Here is a 462-nt window from a genome sequence, read left to right as displayed (position 1 = left end):
TTAGATTTTATTGGTGGAGGGGACTGGATTCGAACCAGTGAAAGCACAGCTAACGGATTTACAGTCCGTCCCCTTTGGCCAACTCGGGAACCCCTCCATAAGTGGAGCTGGCGAAAGGAATTGAACCCTCAACCTACTGATTACAAGTCAGTTGCTCTGCCAATTGAGCTACGCCAGCATATCATCTTTATTTTAAATGGCGACCTGGAAGGGACTCGAACCCTCGACCTCCAGCGTGACAGGCTGGCATTCTAACCAACTGAACTACCAGGCCATTTTATCTGTTTTGCTTTTTTAATGGTGGGCGCAATAGGGCTCGAACCTATGACCCCCTGCTTGTAAGGCAGGTGCTCTCCCAGCTGAGCTATGCGCCCATTTTTTTATGGTGACCCTACCGGGATTCGAACCCGGGTTACCGCCGTGAAAGGGCGATGTCTTAACCGCTTGACCATAGGGCCATTA

General features: G+C 50.4%; 5 tRNA genes. All 5 read right to left on the bottom strand.

The features are described from left to right. Positions 1-11 precede the first annotated feature (11 nt). A tRNA-Tyr gene (locus DW1_RS05020) sits at positions 12-97 on the bottom strand. 5 nt (positions 98-102) lie between these two features. Next, positions 103-178 (bottom strand) — tRNA-Thr (locus tag DW1_RS05015). A 19-nt stretch (positions 179-197) separates the two neighbouring features. Continuing rightward, positions 198-274, bottom strand: a tRNA-Asp gene (locus DW1_RS05010). 24 nt (positions 275-298) lie between these two features. After that, positions 299-374, bottom strand: a tRNA-Val gene (locus tag DW1_RS05005). 9 nt (positions 375-383) lie between these two features. After that, a tRNA-Glu gene (locus DW1_RS05000) sits at positions 384-458 on the bottom strand. Positions 459-462 lie beyond the last annotated feature (4 nt).

It is taken from the genome of Proteiniborus sp. DW1 (genome assembly GCF_900095305.1).
In the GTDB taxonomy this organism is placed as follows: domain Bacteria; phylum Bacillota; class Clostridia; order Tissierellales; family Proteiniboraceae; genus Proteiniborus.
Note: the sequence above shows the minus strand (reverse complement) of the source record. Positions and strands in the feature narration are given on the sequence as shown.